The sequence below is a fragment of the Nonomuraea sp. B1E8 genome (assembly GCF_039871515.1).
Classification (GTDB): domain Bacteria; phylum Actinomycetota; class Actinomycetes; order Streptosporangiales; family Streptosporangiaceae; genus Nonomuraea.
Genome location: NZ_JBDPLS010000012.1, coordinates 146822 through 163057, shown reverse-complemented (window position 1 = coordinate 163057; position 16236 = coordinate 146822). Strand labels below are relative to the sequence as shown.

Genomic DNA, 16236 nt, shown 5'->3' with positions numbered 1-16236 from the left:
GGCCTGGACGGCCGTAGTCCGCTGGACGCTCACTCTCGACATGGCGACGGCCGCCATCCTGCTTGTTCGGGGTGACCAGGGCCAAGCTTTCGAAGGCGGCCGCGATACCGACGTGGGGCAGGTGCGGCGTTATCGGATCAAGGCTGATGTGCCGAGCTCGTCAGCGCCTGTCCGGCGACCGCAGGCGGTTGAGCCTGCGTGCTCGTGGCCACCTCCTGCGGCCTGAACAGCAGCGATCCCGGACGACGCCCGATCGGATCGCTGACCACTAAACCTCCTCGCCAGCGTCCGACCTCGTTCTTGTACCTGTATTGGAGGTTCTGAAGCCTGCCTCCGAAGTGGTTTCGTACGTCGTTGTAGAGGCCTGAGGAGTGTGGGTTCGCGGGCTGCCGCGGACAGTAGGCCGAGGCCGCCATGGGGAATATCAGCGTGGATGCGATCAGGTCGGCGATCTGCAGCCCAGCATGGTTGTCGCTGGCAGCGAAGAGAGGTACATCACGAAGGGCGGGATAGGGATCGCCGCCAGTGCGCCACTTCTGCGTGAAGATTGAATGAGCCACATTGCGATTGGTGTGGTGATTCCGTCCATCCGCGATGACGATGCCAACACTGTTCTGCGCCGCCAGGAATTGGGCGAAGTGCGTGCTTATGTCTTGGACGGCGTAGCAGTAGCTCCCTTCTGGCCTCAGGGCCTTTCCTGGCTCTTTGATCCAGATTCTCCCTATGAGGCGGCATCTGTGTGCTTCGACTAGGTCCAAGAGTTCCGAACGGAAGCGATGAGCTTGGCGGCGTTTATTACGCGACTGCGCTCTCGTCATCTGCAGGATCTCGCTGCCCTTGACCTCTATCAAGATGTGGTCCAGGGCACGCCCAGCAGCGAAGCGACCTGGGAAGTGCAGCCGTTTCAGCGCAAGGAAGTCTCGCGTGAGAGCTGGGATCGAGGCGGCATCCACAACGAGCCCGGAGATCACCATGACGGGTGTTGCTGAGCCGTTTCTATCAGGTGCCTCGCAGCCGCCCGCTTCGTCAAGGTAGCAGATCTGCATGGGGGCACCATAGCGCTAAGGCCGCCCCATGGGGACGGCCTTAGGATGTGGTGTTCGGGGCCAAGCCCCTAGGCACCTGTAGAAGATTTCTGCCCACAGTTAAGCACAGCAACCCGTCACGGGCAAAGGGACTGACGCTTTGCTTACTCCAGTTCGCTTGGTGCTCACTTGACATCACACTCGGCAGGGCGAGCTGCCGCCGCGGGGCCTGACCTGCAGCCGCCGGTCAAAGCGCTCGAAAAACGCCTCGACCATGCAGAGGTGATCAATATAGGGATGGAGTATGACGCTCCGTCGATGGCCCCGCCGCATATCGTTGTCCCGGCGCTCAGCCGGGCGGTGGATCGTGGTCGCCTTCGGTCTGGGCGTGCTCGTGACGGCGCTCGTCGGCGCTGCCGGCCCGTATCGGCAGACCCGGGAGTTCCGCGAGGTCGTGACGTGCGAGCGGGGCGTCGGCGACTGTTTCGGTAACGAGCCGGGCTCCATTGCCGGCCGGCGCACCTACACCACCACCACGACGACGACGCACACCGACGCCAACGGTCACACGTATACGACCACGTCCACGACCACCCACTACGAGGTGACCTGGCAGCGGGCCGACGGTTCCCGGAAAGCCCGCGAGGTGTCCCGCAGCTTCTACTCCAAGGCCAAGCAGGGACAACCGGCCACACTGCGGCTCTGGCGCGGGGAGGTCGTCGGCGTGGAGGTGATGGGCGGCGCGCAGTGGTTCCTGCCGAAGTCCGGCACAATGCTGGGCGGCTGGCTGTACCTGGCCTTCTTCGGCCTCGGAGTCCTGCTGTGGGGAGCGCTGTTCGGCTGGTGGGACGGGTTCTTCATGCTCGCCTTCCGGACCTTCGCCTGGATGTTCATGGGTCTCCTACCGGTGGACATGGCGACGGATGCCTTGGCCTACGGCCTGCCCACCGGAGCTGATCTCGTCGTCCAGGTCGTGTTGGCCCTCTTCTTCACCGGGATCGCCGGCGGGATGCTGCTCGGCTCGCTCGACCGCTGGTGATCAGGAAGCTGCCCGGAAACGGGGCTCCCATCAGGCGGCGGGCATGACGCCGAGGGCGGTCAGGAGCATCGGCATGGCCAGCAGGATCAGCCCCAGCGCGACGGGCCCGCCCAGGACGCCGAGGGCGATGACGCCCTTGCGGAGCTGCAGGCGCCGCGAGTAGGAGATCGCCAGGGCGCCGAATCCGATCGCCATCAGCGTGAAGAACAGCACGTAACCGACTCCGGCCAGGGTGATCTGATCGGCCGAGCCCATCAGGCCCAGCGCCATGCCGAACGCCTGACCGATCGCGCCGAGAGCGTAGATGGACAGCAGGGCGAACGCGCTCCACAACACCACGCCGAGAACCGCCGGGGGAAGCACCGTGGGACGGTTGGCGATCGACGACAGCGCCGCGCCCGCGCCCACCAGCTTCAGGACGACGACGAGCCAGTTCATCACGAGAAGGCCTGATGCGTACGCGGCGTAGGGGCCGCCGTCGAAACGACCGGTCAGCTCGAAGATGACGTTGACGACGGCGAATCCGGCGCAGCACAAGGCCACCAGCAGGCCGGTCACGACGATACGAGTGCCAGGTCGCACGGGAGCCGCGGCACGATCAGGAGAAAACACGGGGGAACCCATGTGACCAGTCGACATGCGTCCCGCACGCCGCGTCCTCCCCTGTGAGGGTGAATTCCGGGGGCAGGTCTCCCCCTTCGGTGGGAGCGCGCCGTGGTTCGCGGGGCCTCAGCAGGGGCCGGCATGCGCGGGTGCGGATTCCGTGTCGAGGTGGTGCAGGGCGATGAGGAGGTCGGTGAGGCCGGTGACGTCGGAGAGGCTGCGGCCGAGCAGCTGCTCGATGGTGCGCAGCCGGTAGGGGACGGTGTTCGGGTGGACGTAGAGGGCGCGGGCGGTGGCACGGGCCGACATTCCGTGACGAAGGTATTCGCGCAGGGTGGTGAGAAGCTCGGGACGTCCGAGCAGGGGATCGAGCGTCGCCGCGAGTACGGCGGTCGCGTCCGGGTTGCGGGCGAGCATGACGTCGAGGCAGACGTCCTCGAACGTGACGACGCGATCGGTCCAGCCGCGGCGGGAGCCGATCTGCGCCGCTTCCCTGGCCTTCGCGCACACGTCCGTGATGTCGTCGAGAGGGGCGCTGTCGCGGCTGGTGGCGAGCAGGAAGGAACCGGGCTTGTGCGGGTCGGCGGCGGCACGTCTGAGCAGCCGGTCCAGCAGGTCGTCACCCTCGTCCGGCATCGGGCACAGCAGGACGAGATGCTGGTCGAGGCGGCCGAGAAGGATGCGCCCCGTCGTGTGGCCGGCCAGGAGCGCGAGCAGGTGCCGCTCGATGCGCAGGCTGGGGCCGGCCTCCGCGGCGGCGACCACGACGACGATCGCGGCGTGGGGCTGGGCGGGGTCGCTGCCGACGGCGTGCGCCTGCTGGCGGATCTCGTCCGGTGTCGTCTGCTGCTCGCCGACCAGGCGGGCGACCAGGTCGGTGCTCAGCCTGTCGTAGTAGGCGGTGACCTCGCTCTGGGTGCGCCGGTACTCGGCGGCCGACAGCCGGGCCACCTCGCCGAAGATCACGTTGAGCTGGGTGATGACCTGCCGGATCTCGGAGCCCGGGAACGCGTCGGCGTGCCGGAGCACGTGCTGCACGCAGACCCGCTCCGAGGTGTTCCAGGACTGGAGCATGGCTTCGAGCGGCACCCCTGACAGCGCGCGGCTGGTGCCGATCTCCTTGGCCGACCGCCGCGCCGTCTCGGTGAGCCTGGCCCCGTTCTCCAGGGAGGCCAGCAGCGCGTGGATGGAGATGGGGATGCGCCCGGCGAGGTCGTCCCTCGACATGTGGGCGATGTCGTACCCGGGGATGCCCCAGACGCTCTGCAGCACCTCGTTGTTGATGTCCTCGGCGGATTCGGCGAGGAGGCGCCGGATTTGTGCTGTTGACACAAAGGCAGCCTAGCGTGACCTGGTCTTTTGCCCATATGACTCCATGGGGCCGCGGAGAATCCTGTGTAAGACACTGAACCCCACGAGAAGGAGTCGTCTGGTGTCTGTGGGAACCGGCCAACCGGCGGACGCCGGGCCGGCCGCCCGGCGCGGGGAGAGACTGCGCGCCGAACTCGCCGCCGCCCGCCTGGAATGCGTGGTACTGAGCACGCCGGAATCGGTGCACTACGCCACCGGTCATCGCAGCCTCACCGCGTCCCTCAGCCGGGGCGCCCAGATCGCGGCGGTGGTCACCCCCTCGCGTACGGTGCTGATCGTGCCGGCCGGAGAGGCCGCCGCGGCCGAGGAGGGCGGGCGGGAGGCCGACGAGCTCGTCACCTTCGGGGAGTTCTACTTCACGCACGCCGACGGCTCGGCCACCAGCGGCGACCACCCCGACCTCTCCTCCGCGCTGGAAGCGGTGCTCGCCGCCCCGGGGCGCTCGCGCCCGGCCGCGGAGTGGGCCGGGTTCGCCAGGACCGGCCGGCCCGCCGCGCTCGCGGACGCGAGCGGCGCGGACGGGTGGATCGCGGCGGTGCGCTCCGTCAAGCTGCCCGGTGAGCAGGAGCTGCTGCGGACCGCCGCGCGCCTCGCCGAGCAGGGGATCGAGGCCGCGCTCGGCCAGGCGGCCGCGGGCGTGACCGAGCGCGAGCTCGCCGCCGCGGTGGCAGGGGCCATGGTGGCGGGAGGGGGCGAGCCGAGGTTCGTCGTCGTGACGTCGGGAGAGCGGTCGGCGCTGTCCGACGCCTTTCCCACCGACCGTGCCTGCCGGCCGGGCGACCTGGTGCGCTTCGACGTGGGTTGCACGTACCAGGGCTACTGGTCGGACGTCGCCCGTACGGCGGTGGTCGGTGAGCCGACCGGCCGCCAGCAGCGCTTCTACGACGCGCTGGCGACGGGCCAGGACGCGGAGTTCGCCACGGCCACACCGGGCGCCCGCGCCGGCGACGTGTTCGCGGCGGCGGTGCGCGGCGTCGAGGCGAACGGCGGGCCGCTCCCCTACCGGCGCCAGCACGCGGGCCACGCGATCGGGCTGTCGGTCTACGAGACCCCGCTGATCGCATCGGGGATCGAGACCGTGCTGCGGCCCGGCATGGTGTTCTGCCTGGAGACGCCGTACTACGAGCTCGGGTGGGGCGGGATGATGGTCGAGGACACCGGTGTGGTCACCGAGCACGGGTTCGAGCTCTTCACGACGATGGATCGCGGCCTGCGGGTGATCCCATGAGCATCGCCTACGCCGGCGAGCTGGTGTGCCCGCGCTGCGCCGCCCGCTATCGGGAAGCCCTCGCCTTCGGCGGCTGTCCCGGCTGCGCGGACCAGGGCGTGCCGGTCGCGTTGCGTCCCGGCTACGCCGTCGCCCGCGACGACGCGCCCTGGCAGTGGCGGGACGCGCTGCCGCTCACGGCCGACCAGCCGCTGCTGTCGCTCGGCGAGGGCGGCACGCCCCTCCTGCCGCTGCGCAGACTGGGGCGCGAGCTGGGGATCGGCAGGCTGCTCCTCAAGGACGAGTCCCGCAACCCCACGTGGTCGTGGAAGGACCGGCTGGCCTGCGTCGCGGTGAGCAAGGCGGCCGCCTCCGGCGCCGACACCGTGATCGTGTCCACCTCGGGCAACCACGGGGCCGCCGTGGCCGCCTACGCCGCCGCTGCGGGCCTGAGATGCGTGGTGCTCATGATGCGCTCCGCCCCTCTGACGATGCGCACCATGATGCAGGCGTACGGCGCCGCCGTCGTCGCCTACGAGCACGGACCCGACCGCTGGGCGGTGATGGCGCAGGCCGTTCGCACGCACGGCTGGGTGCCGATGTCCAACTTCACCGACCCGCCTCTGGGGTCCAATCCCTTCGGCGTGGACGGATACAAGCTGATCGCCTTCGAGATCCTGCGCGATCTCGGGGAGGTGCCCGACGTCGTCATCGTCCCGGCCTCCTACGCCGACGGCCTGGCCGGCATCCACCGGGGTTTCGCCGACCTGCTCGCCCTCGGCCTGGCCGAACGCGTGCCCAGGCTCGTGGCCGGCGAGGTGTTCGGCCCCTACAGCCAGGCGCTCGCGGCAGGCGGCGACCTCGCGGGCCCCGTTCCCGCCACGGACACCAAGGCGTTCTCGATCGCCACCCCGGTGGGCACCTACCAGGGGCTGGACGCCCTGCGCCGCAGCGGCGGGCGGGCGGTCGTCACGCGGGACGACCGCGCACTCATGGCCATGCAGCACCAGGTCGCCGCCACAGAGGGCCTGTACCTGGAAGCCACAGGGGTGGTGCCGCTGCTGGCGGCGCGCGAGCTCGCCGGAGGAGGCGCGCTGCGCGGGCAGACCGTGGTCGCGGTGGGCACCTCGACGGGCCTGAAGGACATCCCGTCCACCGCGGAACGATTTCCGGATCCGCCGGCACCACCCCCCACTCTCGCGGCACTCGACAAGGCACTGGAGGACCTGACGTGAGGCAGACCCAGGACAAACTCAGGATCCGCGCGCTCGGCGCGAGCCTGGCCGGCAGCACGCTCGAGTGGTACGACTACATGATCTTCGGTCAGGCCGCCGCTCTGGTGTTCCCGCAGCTGTTCTTCCCCAACAGTTCGCCGGTCGCGGGAGCGCTGAGCTCCTTCGCCGCCTTCGCGGCCGGTTTCGTCGCCCGGCCGGTCGGCGCCGTCATCGCCGGGCACTACGGCGACCGTTTCGGCCGCAGGGGCGTGCTCCTGATCACCATCGTCATGATGGGGGTGGCCACCTGCGCGATCGGGTTGCTGCCGACCCATGCGCAGATCGGCGTCTGGGCCCCCATCCTGCTGACGGTGTGCCGGATCGTCCAGGGGCTCGCGCTCGGCGGCGAGTGGGGAGGCTCGGTGCTGCTGGCCGTCGAACAACTGCCGGGAGGCAGGCGCAAGGGTTTTCTCGGCAGCATCCCGCAGGCCGGCGACCCGCTGGGGCTCCTGCTCGCCGGCGGCTCGTTCGCCCTGATGACGAGCCTGGCCGACGAGGAGGCGTTCCTCGCGTGGGGATGGCGGGTGCCCTTCCTGCTCGGGGCGTCGATCCTGCTCGTGGGGCTCTGGCTGCGGCTGCGGATCACCGAGACCCCCGAGTTCGTGGAGAACATGAAGAACGCCGAGCCCGAGAAGGCGCCGCTGGTCTCGGTGCTGCGCACCCACCCGCGCAACTTCGTGCTGTCCGTCGGCTGCCGGCTCGGGGTGGACGTCGGCTTCTACATCTTCACGGTCTTCGCGATCACGTACGTCACCAGTCTGGACCTCATGCCGAGCGGGGCCATCCTGACCGCCACGATGGTGGCGGCGGGCCTGGCGCTCGTCACCACGCCGGTGTTCGGGGCCATGGCCGACCGGGTGGGCAGCAAGAAGATGTTGCTGTACGGCCTCGGCGGCCTCCTGATCAGCGTGTTCCTCTTCTTCCCGCTCCTGGACACCGGCAGCCCGGTGCTGGCCTCGGTGGCCATGGTCCTCAGTTTCAGCATCGCGGGAATGGCGATCTGGGCGCCGTACGCCGGGCTCATCTCGTCGGTGTTCCCGCCGGCCACGCGCTACACGGGCACGTCGTTCAGCTTCCAGTTCTCCGGCATCATCGGCGGCGGCATCGCGCCCTTCGTCGCGACCGCGCTGTTCAACGGGATGGACTCGTGGCTGCCCGTCGCGGTGTACGGAGGGCTCGCGTCGGTCATCAGCATCGTGTGCGTGATCGCCGTCCGCACCCACGACCAGCTGGCTCCCCCTGCCAGGACCACCGCCACGCTGCCGAACCGGCAGTGAGACGGGGGACGAGCCGCCGGCATGATGTGTCAGCGCGCCGGGAGGTGGATCGCCGGTTCGGGGCGGTGGATGCCTCGGGGGCGGTAGCCGAGGGCGCCGGAGAGGCCCAGGTAGTCGGCGAGCAGCCAGATGATGGCGAGCCACATCTCCGTGCCCTGCAGGCCGGGCACGCGGGCCGCGCCGGTGCCGCCGGTGAGGGCGAAGCTGAGGCCCGCGCCGTCCTGCCAGCCGCCCAGCGCGCGGCGCAGGTGGCGCCGGGCCCACGCCTCGCCCTCCTCGCGGCGGTGCGCCGTCTGCCTGCCCGCCAGCCACAGCGGGTGGATGACGTCGAGCACGTTGCAGGCGTTGCCGGTGTCCCCGTGGAAGTAGCGGGGGTCGCGGGCGTGGGCGAGCACGGTGTCGACGGCCCGCTCCGGGTACGGCAGCGGCAATCCGAACTGCGCGTACGTCCCCCTCGTGAGCCGGTAGAAGCCGTTGACCACCATCAACCAGCCGGCGTCGGAGTCCGGTTCGCCCCACATGCCGTGACTCTGCCGGCAGCGGGTGAGCAGCCAGCCGTACAGGGTCTCGAGGTCGCCGCGCAGGCCGAAGCCGGCGAGGTTGCGGTAGAGGCCGGTGCCGACGGCGTCCACCACCGAGCCCGACGTCCAGGCCTCGCGGTCCCAGTCGAGGGCGTCGAGCGCGGCGGTCAGGTCCTTGCCGGCGAGGTCGTGGACGGCGTGGACGGGGTGCCGGAAGCCGGTGCCGAGCAGGTCGAGCGCGTAGCCGGCGCAGAGCACGTGGTACGCCGTGACACCCTCCAGCTCCGGCCCGCCGCCGCCCGGCTCCCCCGCGCGTTCCGGCGAGCCGGGGGCGCCGATCTCCGGGACCAGGCCGGTGGCGGGGTCCTGGCGGTCGCGCAGGAAGGCGACGATCTCCTCGCGCGCCGGCACCGGGGGCGGGCCGCCCAGGAGCAGGTCGGCGATCTCCACGGCGTCGCACCAGGCGCGTACGGTGGGCGGGGCGCCCGGGCGGTCGACGTACCGCTCGCCCGTCCAGCAGCGGGCCAGCACCGCCTCGGCCTGGTCCCTGGCCCGGTCGGCGAAGGCGCCGAGCTGCCCTTCCAGGTCGTCCCCTGGCCGTGACCCCGTGCGGCGGTCGCGGATGGGGCGGGCCGGGTTGCCGGCGACCATGGCCCAGGCGGGCACGTCCTTGGTGACGACCGCGCCCGCGCCGACGACGGCGTGGTCGCCGATGGTGACCCCGTCGAGGACGACGACGTTGGAGCCGATCCACACGTCGTCGCCGATGGTGATGCCCTTCGAGCTGATCGGCTGGCGGAACACCGGCCGGTCGGGCTCGACGCCGTGGTTGAAGCCGAGCAGGGAGGTGTGGGCGCCCACGCGTACGGCGTCGCCGAGCACGACGCGGCCCCGCGCCACGGCGTACGGGTTGAGCGTGCAGTCGGCTCCCATGACGAGGGTGTCGGTGACGTAGGCGTGGGCGGCGATGTAGCTGTGGTCGCCCATGCGCAGGCGGTCGGCGTGCACGGCCGCCAGCGGCGAGACGAAGACCTTCTCCGCGGCCTCCACGGTGATCCTGGCGCGCAGCCCGGCCAGGTGGCTCTCCTGGGCGCGGCGGTCCTCGTCGGTGGCGTGGTCCCAGTACAGCCACGGGCAGAAGTCGAACGTCGACGTCATCGGTAACTCCTTCGCGGGGGCTCCGGGGAGGACAGGGTCATCGACCAGGTGTGGCGGCGGACCGGCAGCCGGTACCGCTCGGGCAGCGCCGGGCCGCAGGAGGCGCTGCCGAGGCCCTGCTGCCCGTGGTCCAGGTTCAGCCAGACCCGGCCGGAGTCCGCCAGGTCGTGCGGGTGGAGCGCCGCGGCCAGCGCCTCGCTGGTCCACCGGCGGGCGGTGAAGTCGAGGTGCGGCTCGCCGTCCACACGCACCGCCGGCAGGCCGCCGCCCGACAGTTCCAGCCAGCGGGTCCCGACGTGGTTGCCGTTCTCCTGCGGGAAGACGTACGGGGTCTGCAGGTCGTCGATCGGCCGGGCGAAGCGGCCGACGCGGGCGGCGGCCAGGCTGTCGGCGTACGACTCGCCGGGGCCGCGGCCGAACCACGCGACGTCGGTGTAGCCGCCGGGGAGGGCGAACTTGGCGCCCATGCGCGGCGGGGTGACGTTGAGGTGGCCGTAGGCGGTGTCGTGCCAGTCGCCGACGGGTTCGGCCTCGATCGTCAGGTGGAGCGCGCCGCGCCGCCATCGCCAGGTGTACGTGGTGCGGAAGCCCAGGGTTCGGGTGGCCGGGCCGCTGCGGCCGCGCACCACGAGCGTGCGGTCGTCCGGGCGTTCGACGCTCGCGGTGCGGTGCAGGAACCGGTCGAGGCCGACGGCCTCCCAGTCGGCGGCGAGCGCGTTCCTGGGGCCCTGGCCGCGGTCGTTCTCGGTGGGTGCCCGCCACACCTCCAGCACCGGCCCGTCGAGCGCGGCGTCCCCCAGGCCGATCAGCCGCCCGGTCCTGGCGTCGAACGCCGCCGCGCCCAGGGCCACCACCCCGGCCGCGGAGGGAGAAACGCCCGCGGGCGGGGCGGTGTGCGGGCGGCGGCAGGTGCCGGTGCCGAGCCGGGCCTGGGTCCAGGCGACGACGTGGCCGGCGGGCGCCCAGCGGGCGGGGGCGGCCAGCGACGCCTCGACGGTGAGCCAGGTCTCGCCCTCCGCCGCCACCTCCACGGCGGGAAGCGGTACGCGCACCGTCTCGCGGGCCGGGCAGTGCGGCACGGAGAGCGTCCCGCTGTCCCGTGGTTCGCCGTCCACCTCCGTGGACCAGCGGAACGACAGGTGGTCGAGGTCGATCAGGTCGTGCTTGTTGGTGACGGCCACCTCGCCCGCTGCCCCCTCGCCCGCGGCCGTCTCCACCGCGATCCCCACGGGCGCGATGGCCGCGCCCAGCTCGGCCAGGCCCGGCGAGGGCGTGCGGTCGGGGAACAGCAGCCCGTCCAGGCAGTAGCGGCCGCCGTTCGGCTGGTAGTCGATGTCGCCGCCGTGCCGGTGGAAGGGGCGGCCGTGCTCGTCGGTCCCGGCCAGCCCGTGGTCGATCCACTCCCACACGAACGCGCCGCAGAACCTCTCGTACGACTCCAGGATCGCCTGGTAGTCCGCCAGCGAGCCGGGCCCGTTGCCCATGGCGTGGGCGTACTCGCACAGCAGGAACGGCAGCCCGCGCCGCCGCACGTCGTCGGGCGACTCCGCGCTGACCCCCTCCGGCGTCTCCTCCTTGCGCTGCCCGATGCGCTCCAGGTCGTCCAGCGACGGGTACATCAGGCTGTAGAAGTCGGAGTGGCGGTAACTCGGGTCGCGTTCGTAGTGCAGGGGCCTGCTCGGGTCGCGCTCGCGGATCCAGCGTTCGATGTCGCCGAACGCCTCCCCGCTCCCGCTCTCGTTGCCGAGCGACCAGACGACCACGCTGGGATGGTTCTTGTCGCGCTCGACCATCCGCCGGGCGCGGTCGAGCAGGGCGTCGCGCCACATCGGCTCGGCGGGCGGGTTGCCCTCCCAGCCGGAGTAGATGAAGCCGTGCGTCTCGATGTCGCACTCGTCGACGACCCACAGGCCGTACTCGTCGCACAGCCGCAGGAACTCGGGGTGCGGGGGGTAGTGGGCGGTGCGGACGGCGTTGACGTTGTGCCGCTTCATCAGCTCGATGTCGCGGATCATGGTGGCGCGGTCGAGCGAGCGGCCGCGTACGGGGTCGTGCTCGTGCCGGTTGACGCCGCGGAAGAGGACCGGCCTGCCGTTGACGAGCAGCCGGCCGCCGGCGATCTCGACGGTCCTGAAGCCGACGGGCAGGTCGATCGTCTCGCCGGCGGCGCGGAGGGTGCCGCGGTAGAGGCGGGGGTGTTCGGCGCTCCACGGCTCGACGTGCGCGACCGTCACCTCCTCGCCCGTGGGCGCGGCGATGCCGAGTTCGGGGATCTCGACGAGGCCCGGGGCGTCGGCGGTGACCAGGAGCGCGCCGGAGCCGGTGGCGGCGTCGTAGGAGGCCCGGACGGTGAGGTCGTCGATGCCTCCCTCGGGTCTGGCCAGCAGCTCCACGTCGCGGAAGATGCCGGGCAGCCACCACATGTCCTGGTCCTCCAGGTAGCTGCCGGACGACCAGCGCTGCACGCGTACGGCGAGCAGGTTGCCGCCGGCCCGCACGAGCCCCGTGACGTCGAACTCGAACGGCAGCCTGCTGCCTTTGGAGTGCCCGAGCAGTTCGCCGTTGAGCCACACCGTGCCGCAGGAGTCGACGCCCTGGAAGCGCAGCACGGTCCGGCCGCCGGGCCAGTCCGGGGGCAGGTCGAAGCGGAGCCGGTAGTCGCCGGTCGGGTTGTCGTCGGGCAGGTGGGGCGGGTCGATGGGGAACGGGTAGGCGGTGTTGGTGTAGAGGGGCCGGTCGTGCCCTTCCAGCACCCAGTGCGACGGCACCCTGATCGTGTCCCAGCCGTCGTCGTCGAGCGCCGGGTCGGGCAGCGCGGGCCCCGTTCCGGCGGCGGTGCCCGAGAGGCGGAAGCGCCACAGGCCGTTGAGCGACAGGCGCGGCGCGTCGGAGACGAAGTCCGCGCGCGCCGCCCGCCGCCCGGAACCGGGCCCGGGGTCCTCGTGGAAGTCGACCATCCGAACGTCCCTCTCGTGAGACAAAACGTTTTAAGCCTATACGCGGTGTTCCGCCGACACCATCCCTCTGTCGCCTCCGGCGATCGGCCGCCCAGGGACGGGGCACAGGAAACGGGACAGCCACGAAGCACCCCAAGGGCATTGACATGAGGGTGTGAATAAATATATCATCTGGTAAATCGTTTTAACATCGCCATTGGTCCGTCACGACCTCGGGGAGCTCATGACTCCACCGCCCCCCACCCGCAGCCCCGGCATCCGATTCGGCACGGCCTACTATCCCGAATACCTCCGCGCCCCCGATCCCAAGCGCGACCTGGACCTGATGGCCCAGGCGAAGATCGACACCATCCGCGTCGGCGAATCCGTCTGGTCCACCTGGGAGCCCCGCGACGGCGAGTTCGACCTCGACTGGCTGACGCCGGTCCTGGACGCGGCGCACGAGCGCGGCATCGGCGTGCTGCTGGGCACCCCGACGTACGCCATCCCGCCCTGGCTGCAGCGCAAGCACCCCGAGCTGGCCGTCGTGCGCGCCGGCGGGGCCCGCATCCCGTGGGGCGCGCGCCAGGAGGTCGACTTCACCTCGCCGGCCTTCCTGCGCCACGCCGAGCGCGTCATCCGCGCCGTCGTCGGCCGGCACGGCGGCCACCCCGCCGTGATCGGGATCCAGCTCGACAACGAGCCGGGGCTGCACCTCATCCACAACGAGCCGGTGTTCGAGCGGTTCACGGCCTGGCTCGCCGAACGGTACGGCGACGTCGGACGGCTGAACGAGGAATGGGGACTGGCGTACTGGTCGCACCGCCTGGGCGACTGGGCCGAGCTCTGGCGCCCCGACGGCAACACCACCCCTTCGTACGACCTCGCGTGGCGGCGCTTCCAGGCCGAGCTCACCACCCGGTTCATCGCCTGGCAGGCCGATCTCGTGCGGGAGCTGGTGCCCGGCGACCGCGCGCTCACCACGTGCCTGGCCTACCAGCGGCCGGCCCTGGACGACGTACGGCTGTCCGAGCACCTGACCGTCACCAGCGGGAACGCCTACTACCTGGCGCAGGACGCGCTGACCCGCGACGCCGGGGACCGGCCCGCCGAGATCGGCTGGTTCGCCGCCGGGCCCGACGCGCTGTTCCAGGCGGCCGACCGCATGTACGGCTCCAAGCAGCGCCGCTACTGGGTGACCGAGACGAACGCCTCGTCGATCGCCGGATCCCAGCTCAACGTCACGCCCTACGACGGCCAGCTCCGCCAGGCGGCCTGGGCGCTGGTCGCGCGCGGCGCGGAGATGATCTCGTACTGGCACTGGAACACGCTGCACGACGGCGCCGAGACGTACTGGGGCGGCATCCTCGGGCACGCCATGACGCCGGGCCGGGTCTACGACGAGATCGCGGCGCTGGGCGCGGAGCTCGACCGGGCGGGCGACGACCTCGCCGGGCTCACCCCCGACGCCGACGCCGGATTCGTCTGCTCCCACGACAGCAGGTGGGCGCTGGCGTTCCAGCCGCCGCTCACGCTCGACGGGCGCGACCCCGACCGCGACTCCTACGAGCGGATCGTCGCGGCGTTCTACCAGGGGGCCAGCGACGCGGGGCTGCAGGCGGGGTTCGTGACGCCCGAGCAGTTCGGGGCCCGGCGCTTCCCCGTCGTGGTGGCGCCCGCCCTCTACTGCCTGTCCGCCGCGACGGCGGAAGCGCTGACCGCATACGTGCGCGACGGCGGGCACCTGGTGCTGACCTTCCGCACCGGGTACGCGGACGAGGAAGCGCGGGCGCGGGCGGAGGTGGCGCCTGGGCCGCTGCGCGAGCTGGCCGGGGTGCGCTACCTGGAGTACTCGACGTTGCCCGGCCCCGTCCCCGTGCGCGGGCTCGGGGAGCACGGGGTGGCCCGCCATTGGGCGGACGCGCTGGAGCTGGAGGGGGCCGAGGAGCTGGCCCGCTACGAGCACCACCACTTCGGCCGCTGGCCCGCCGTCACCGAGCACCGCACCGGGCGCGGCACGGTGACCTATGTCGGCACCCTGCCCGGGAGGGAACTGGCGGCGGCCCTGTTCCAGCGCATCGCCGCGCGGGTCACCGCCGGGGCGGCCCCCGCCCTCGTCTCCGCCGGCGCGCAGCCGCAGGTCACCGTGCGCTCCGCGGTCAACGCGCGCGGGCAGCGCCTCTGGTTCGTGCACAACTGGTCCGACCGCGAGCAGGCGGTGACCGTGACCCGGCCGGCCGTCGAGATCACCGGGCGGCGGCGGCCCCTCGACCGGGGCCCGCTCCGGCTGGCCCCCTTCGACGTACGGGTGATCACTTGAGCGGTTTCCGGCCGGACTGGCAGTCGTTGCGCCGGCACAGCGTGCCCGCGTGGTTCGGTGAGGCGAAGTTCGGCATCTGGTCGCACTGGGGCCCGCAGTCCGTGGCCCGCTCCGGCGACTGGTACGCCCGCCACCTCTACGGCATGCAACCCTGGTCGGAGCCGTGGGAGCGCGAGCGCGCCGGGCGCCAGCACGCCCACCACCGCGCCCACTTCGGTGCGGGCGGCGCCAAGGAGCTGTTCCACCGGTGGCGCGCCGAGCGCTTCGACCCGGACGAGCTGATCGACCTGTACGTCTCCAGCGGCGCCCGCTACTTCGTCGCCCTGGCCACCCACTGCGACAACTTCGACCTGTGGGACTCCCGGCAGCACGACTGGACCGCCGCCCGCGTCGGCCCCCGCCGTGACATCGTCGGCGCGTGGGAGCGGGCGGCCCGCGCCGCCGGGCTGCCCTTCGGCCTCAGCTTCCACCACAACTGGACGTGGCGCTGGCTCGACGTGGCGCACGGCCGCGACCCCGAGACGGGCGAGCCGTACGACGGGGCGCTGACCAGGGCCGACGGCGCCGGCACCTGGTGGGACGGCCTCGATCCCGCGACCCTCTACCCGCAGCGGCACGACCCGGGAGCCCGGCCGCCCGCGCACGTCGCCGAGCGCTTCTACGCCCGGGTCGGCGAGGCTCTCGACCGCTACCGTCCCGACCTGGTCTACCTCGACGACGGCCGGCTGCCGTTCGACGCGGGCAGCGTGGTGGAGTCGGAGCCGGTCAGCACGGCCGGGCTGGAGCTGCTGGCCCGCTACTACAACACGTGCCCGACCGGCGGCATCGTGACGATCAAGGACGTGCCGGACGCCGACCGCACCGCGGTGGTCATGGACTGCGAGCGCCGCCAGCTCGACGAGGCCCAGCCTCACCCGTGGCAGTTCGACACCAGCGACGGCGAGTGGTTCGACTGCGCCGACGACGGCCCGATGTTCCATCCGCGCAAGACCCCGCAGCAGATCATCCACACGCTGATCGACGTGGTCAGCAAGAACGGCTGCCTGCTGCTGAACATCCCCCAGCACGCCGACGGCACCGTCGACGCCCGCGCCCGCGCGCTGCTGGCCGAGGTGGGCGGCTGGTTGCGGGTCTGCGGCGAGGGCGTCTACGGCACCACGCCCTGGCTGCGCGCGAGCGAGGGCACGACGGGACTGGGCGAGGTCAAGGGCTACGAGGGCTACAACGAGGCCGAGCGCGCGTACCGGCCGGGCGACATCCGCTTCACCCGCAAGGGCGAGGCCGTGTACGCCACCCTGCTCGCCTGGCCGGACGACCGCACGGCCAGGATCACCAGCCTGGGCACGGCGGCGGGGCTGCTGGAGCGCCGCCCCGCCGCCGTGGAGCTGCTCGGCCACGGCCCCGTCGGCTGGCGGCTGGCCCCCGACGCTCTCTACGCCGACCTGCCGCCGGAGCCGCCCACCACGGCCGCGTACATGATCAAAGTCACCTGAGGAGCCCCTGTC

11 protein-coding genes are annotated in these 16236 nt (G+C 71.8%); 6 read left to right on the top strand and 5 right to left on the bottom strand.

Going from position 1 to position 16236, the window contains the following annotated elements; translation table 11 throughout:
* Positions 1-137: 137 nt before the first annotated feature.
* Positions 138-1046 carry a DUF3800 domain-containing protein gene (locus ABGA98_RS33750; protein WP_347622471.1) on the bottom strand — a complete coding sequence of 303 codons (909 nt, stop codon included), beginning with the start codon at positions 1044-1046 and terminating at the stop codon, positions 138-140.
* A 283-nt stretch (positions 1047-1329) separates the two neighbouring features.
* Between ABGA98_RS33750 and ABGA98_RS33745 the strand changes: the two genes are divergently transcribed.
* Entirely contained in the window at positions 1330-2064 is a 735-nt protein-coding gene (locus ABGA98_RS33745; RefSeq protein ID WP_347622470.1) for a hypothetical protein, read from the top strand.
* Positions 2065-2094: 30 nt separating this feature from the next.
* Here the strand turns inward: ABGA98_RS33745 and ABGA98_RS33740 are convergent, their stop codons facing one another.
* Positions 2095-2622 (bottom strand): hypothetical protein, encoded by a 528-nt coding sequence (locus ABGA98_RS33740; protein ID WP_347622469.1) that lies wholly within the window; start codon positions 2620-2622, stop codon positions 2095-2097.
* 171 nt (positions 2623-2793) lie between these two features.
* Positions 2794-3999, bottom strand: coding sequence for a helix-turn-helix domain-containing protein (locus ABGA98_RS33735; RefSeq protein ID WP_347622468.1), 1206 nt, complete (start codon positions 3997-3999; stop codon positions 2794-2796).
* 100 nt (positions 4000-4099) lie between these two features.
* On the opposite strand from ABGA98_RS33735, the gene ABGA98_RS33730 reads away from it, so the two are divergent.
* The 3 genes from ABGA98_RS33730 to ABGA98_RS33720 are packed head-to-tail and all read left to right on the top strand — an operon-like array spanning position 4100 to position 7796.
* Positions 4100-5266, top strand: coding sequence for a Xaa-Pro peptidase family protein (locus ABGA98_RS33730; RefSeq protein ID WP_347622467.1), 1167 nt, complete (start codon positions 4100-4102; stop codon positions 5264-5266).
* The gene (locus ABGA98_RS33725) at positions 5263-6480 is read left to right on the top strand and encodes a pyridoxal-phosphate dependent enzyme (RefSeq protein WP_347622466.1); all 1218 of its coding nucleotides are present in this window, start codon (positions 5263-5265) and stop codon (positions 6478-6480) included. Before ABGA98_RS33730 ends, ABGA98_RS33725 begins: the two co-directional genes overlap by 4 nt.
* Positions 6477-7796: an MFS transporter gene (locus tag ABGA98_RS33720; protein WP_347622465.1), complete on the top strand. Its 1320-nt coding sequence runs from the start codon at positions 6477-6479 to the stop codon at positions 7794-7796. Before ABGA98_RS33725 ends, ABGA98_RS33720 begins: the two co-directional genes overlap by 4 nt.
* Positions 7797-7825: 29 nt before the next feature.
* Here the strand turns inward: ABGA98_RS33720 and ABGA98_RS33715 are convergent, their stop codons facing one another.
* Positions 7826-9475 carry an acyltransferase gene (locus ABGA98_RS33715; RefSeq protein WP_347622464.1) on the bottom strand — a complete coding sequence of 550 codons (1650 nt, stop codon included), beginning with the start codon at positions 9473-9475 and terminating at the stop codon, positions 7826-7828.
* The gene (locus tag ABGA98_RS33710) at positions 9472-12432 is read right to left on the bottom strand and encodes a glycoside hydrolase family 2 TIM barrel-domain containing protein (RefSeq protein ID WP_347622463.1); all 2961 of its coding nucleotides are present in this window, start codon (positions 12430-12432) and stop codon (positions 9472-9474) included. Before ABGA98_RS33710 ends, ABGA98_RS33715 begins: the two co-directional genes overlap by 4 nt.
* A gap of 223 nt (positions 12433-12655) precedes the next feature.
* On the opposite strand from ABGA98_RS33710, the gene ABGA98_RS33705 reads away from it, so the two are divergent.
* Positions 12656-14731, top strand: coding sequence for a beta-galactosidase (locus ABGA98_RS33705; RefSeq protein WP_347622462.1), 2076 nt, complete (start codon positions 12656-12658; stop codon positions 14729-14731).
* Complete coding sequence (locus ABGA98_RS33700; protein WP_347622461.1) at positions 14728-16224, top strand: alpha-L-fucosidase; 1497 nt, start codon at positions 14728-14730, stop codon at positions 16222-16224. Before ABGA98_RS33705 ends, ABGA98_RS33700 begins: the two co-directional genes overlap by 4 nt.
* Positions 16225-16236: the final 12 nt, after the last annotated feature.

Coding starts and splice junctions, on each gene's coding strand:
- ABGA98_RS33710 (WP_347622463.1), bottom strand. CDS start 12,432: ATGGTCGACTTCCACGAGGACCCCGGGCCCGGTTCCGGGCGGCGGGCG.
- ABGA98_RS33745 (WP_347622470.1), top strand. CDS start 1,330: ATGACGCTCCGTCGATGGCCCCGCCGCATATCGTTGTCCCGGCGCTCA.
- ABGA98_RS33705 (WP_347622462.1), top strand. CDS start 12,656: ATGACTCCACCGCCCCCCACCCGCAGCCCCGGCATCCGATTCGGCACG.
- ABGA98_RS33715 (WP_347622464.1), bottom strand. CDS start 9,475: ATGACGTCGACGTTCGACTTCTGCCCGTGGCTGTACTGGGACCACGCC.
- ABGA98_RS33750 (WP_347622471.1), bottom strand. CDS start 1,046: ATGCAGATCTGCTACCTTGACGAAGCGGGCGGCTGCGAGGCACCTGAT.
- ABGA98_RS33725 (WP_347622466.1), top strand. CDS start 5,263: ATGAGCATCGCCTACGCCGGCGAGCTGGTGTGCCCGCGCTGCGCCGCC.